Below are 3,502 nucleotides of genomic sequence, written 5' to 3' on the forward strand. Positions count from 1 at the left end.
ATAGCTAATTTTGGAAATAACTTTTGGCTAATTCAAAAAGCCAAAAAAGTTATTCTAAAATTAGGCAGATTTAAAAGAATTTTAATATTTTTGATACTAACTAAATAACTAACGATGTTGCGTTAGATACTTGAATCCGCCTCCGCAGAAAAAGAGAAATTTGAAAAATAAATCTCTAAAAAATTGTTTCTGAAATTAATTTGACTATTTTTGTCAAAACAAATTTTGTCTTATGGAAACATTTGGAGATATTATAAAAAACGAAAGAGAAAGCAAAGGACTTTTATTAAGACAAGTTGCGTCTGCACTTGAAATTGATCAAGCAATTGTGAGTAAATTTGAGCGTGGAGAAAGAAAACCAACAAAAGAACAAGTTGAAAAATTTGCTGAATATTACAATTTAGACAAAAATAATTTGGTTACAAGTTGGTTAAGCGACAAAATCGCCAACACAATTTTTTACGAAGAAAATATCGGAGAAGTTCTAAAAGTAGCAGAAGAAAAAGCAATATACTTAAAAACTATTCACGATGGAAGATAAAATAAAAGTTGTAGAATTATTCGCAGGAGTTGGTGGATTTCGCCTTGGTTTAGAGGGTTGGAATAGTAAATCTGCATCGTCAAATTATAAAGAAAACTTTGAAAGTCCATACGAAATCGTTTGGAGCAATCAATGGGAACCATCGACCAAAGTACAACACGCATCAATGGTGTATGAAACTCGATGGGATAAAAAAAGTCATTGTAATCAAGATATTTCGACAGTTGAAGTATCTCAAATTCCAAATCACGATTTGTTAGTTGGTGGATTTCCTTGCCAAGATTACTCGGTTGCAACAACGCTAAAGAATTCCAAAGGATTAATCGGAAAAAAAGGTGTTTTGTGGTGGTCAATTCACAAAATTTTGAGCGAAAAAGAAAACAAAACTAAATATTTATTTCTTGAAAACGTTGACCGGCTTTTGATTTCACCATCAGGACAACGTGGACGAGATTTTGCAATAATTCTAAAAAGTTTGAATGATTTGGGATATGCTGTTGAATGGCGAGTTGTAAATGCATCAGAATATGGAATGCCTCAACGAAGAAAAAGAATTTTCATTTTGGCGTATTTACAAAATTCAACAATTTATAACGAAATGAAAGAAACTAATCCAACGGATTGGATTCTAAAAAATGGAACTTTGGCAAACGCTTTTTCAGTTCAATCAGACAATATTTTATTTCCAAAAGAATTTAAATTAAAAGGAGATATTGTTGAAATTTCAGAAAATTTCAACATAAACGGAAAAACAGGAATGTTTGAAAATACAGGAATTATGATTGACGGAATTGTTACAACAATCAAAACAAAACCAAGTTATGAAGATAAATTTACAATTTTAAAAGACATAATTCAAAACGGAGAAGTTACCGAAGAATTTTACATAAACGAGGAAGATTTGGACAAATGGTTTTATCTGAAAGGTGCAAAGAAAGAAATGCGTAAAAACGCTCAAGGATTTGAATATAATTATAGTGAAGGCGGAATGATTTTTCCCGATTCATTAGACAAACCATCAAGAACCATTATAACAGGCGAAGGTGGAAAATCTGCTTCAAGATTTAAACACGTTATAAAAACCGAAAAAGGTTACAGAAGATTATCGCCAGTTGAATTAGAAAGACTAAATATGTTTCCCGATAATCACACAAAATTTGACGGTGTTACAGACACAAAACGTGCTTTTTTTATGGGTAATGCATTGGTTGTTGGCGTAATAGAGAAAATAGGAATTGCTTTAACTCAAAAAATAAATAATGAAGTTACAGTATAATCCAAGTGACAAAAACTCTGTAATTGAGTATGCAAAAAGGTTAAAAGGAAAATCTTTACGGCAAGTTTGCGACGCAAAAGTTTTAGAGCATTCGTATTCTGGAAAGGGAAACTTTGGACAAGTTTTGGAAAAGTTTTATTTTGGTTATGAACCAAATTCAAACGCAGAAGCAGATTTTGCACAAATTGGAATGGAGTTAAAATCTTCGCCACTAAAGCAATTAAAAAACGAAGAATTTCGCTCAAAAGAGCGATTGGTTTTGAATATCATTAACTACGTTAATGTTGTTAACCAAAGTTTTGAAAATAGCGATTTCTTCAAAAAAAATGCAAGCATTCTTTTAATTTTCTATCTTCATAATGCAGGTTTTGACATTTTGGATTACTTGATAAAATTGGTTGATGAATGGAGTTTTCCATCGACTGATTTAGAAATAATTAAAAAAGATTGGGAATTAATCACAAAAAAAATATCTGACGGAAAAGCACACGAACTTTCAGAAGGCGACACTTTTTATCTTGGTGCTTGCACCAAAGGTGCAAACGCTTTGTCGGTCAGAAAACAACCATTTTCAGAAATTCCAGCAAAACAAAGAGCATATTCATTTAAGCAAGGATATGTAAATCATATCATTGCATCAATTGCAAACGAAAGCAAAGGAATTTACGGAAAATTAATTCCAAACGCACAAGTTGCTAAAAAACAAACAATTGAGGAAATTGTAATTTCTAAATTTAAACCATTTTACGGAAAAACCGAAGAAGATATTGTAAAAATTCTAAAAATTGAAATCAATACAAAAGCAAAAAGTTTCTACGCAAATTTGACAAAAGCAATTCTTGGAATTGAACTTAATAAAGAAATTGAGGAATTTGAAAAAGCAGAAATAATTGTAAAAACAGTTCGTTTAAAAGAAAATGATTTGCCAAAAGAAGACATTTCATTTCCAAATTTTAAATATCAAGAAATCGTAAACCAAGAATGGGAAGATTCCGATTTTAAAGATATTTTAGAACATAAATTTCTATTTGTATTCTTTCAATTTGAGAACGAAAAACTAATTTTAAGAAAAGTCAAATTTTGGAATATGCCATATTTAGACTTAATTGCAGTCGAAAAAGTTTGGACAAAAACAAAACAAATTGTTGCAAAAGGCGAAATAGTAAACGAAATAAAAACAAATAAAAATGGCAAGGAAATTCGTTTCACGAATTTTCCTAGCAAGAAATTTAGTTCGATTTCTCACGTTCGTCCTCACGCAACAAATGCTTTGGATGCATATGAATTGCCGAAAAAAGACAGGTTAACTAAACAAAATGAATACACAAAACATTGTTTTTGGCTGAACAATACTTATGTGAAAAATGAAATTTATCTGAAATAGAAAAAGGTACTACTGCTAACAGCGGTTTGCAAAAATTGGGGTTTTGGTCTTGAATTTACACATTGTTTTGTACTTTTTTGTTCAGTGATTTACTGAAAGTTTAGGCTAACCAAATCCCCAACTTCTGCAAGCCACGAGACGTTAGCAGTAATTCGACCGCATGTATCGTCCTAAAATAGGTTGACTAAAAATTAAACACTTTTAGTATCCTATGGAAACACCCACAAATCAAGCCTGTCAAAAAAACAGCTATCAAAAAGTTACTTTCGAGCACAAACTTTTTGTCATTGACCAAATCAAT

At 31.0% G+C, this 3,502-nt stretch carries 3 protein-coding genes; all 3 read left to right on the forward strand.

The genetic code is table 11. From position 1 onward, the window contains the following. Positions 1-232: 232 nt before the first annotated feature. From RMO53_RS09885 to RMO53_RS09895, 3 genes are read left to right on the forward strand one after another with little or no spacing between them, the layout of a single operon-like run. On the forward strand, positions 233-541 hold the full coding sequence (locus tag RMO53_RS09885; protein WP_310380130.1) for a helix-turn-helix transcriptional regulator: 309 nt from the start codon (positions 233-235) through the stop codon (positions 539-541). Continuing rightward, positions 531-1,817, forward strand: a complete 1,287-nt coding sequence (gene dcm / locus RMO53_RS09890; RefSeq protein ID WP_310380132.1) for a DNA (cytosine-5-)-methyltransferase — start codon at positions 531-533, stop codon at positions 1,815-1,817. Before RMO53_RS09885 ends, dcm begins: the two co-directional genes overlap by 11 nt. Next, positions 1,801-3,201 (forward strand): Sau3AI family type II restriction endonuclease, encoded by a 1,401-nt coding sequence (locus RMO53_RS09895; RefSeq protein ID WP_310380134.1) that lies wholly within the window; start codon positions 1,801-1,803, stop codon positions 3,199-3,201. The genes dcm and RMO53_RS09895 overlap by 17 nt, the downstream gene beginning before the upstream one ends. The last annotated feature ends 301 nt before the right edge of the window (positions 3,202-3,502 follow it).

The sequence above is a fragment of the Flavobacterium sp. genome (assembly GCF_031409475.1).
GTDB lineage: Bacteria > Bacteroidota > Bacteroidia > Flavobacteriales > Flavobacteriaceae > Flavobacterium.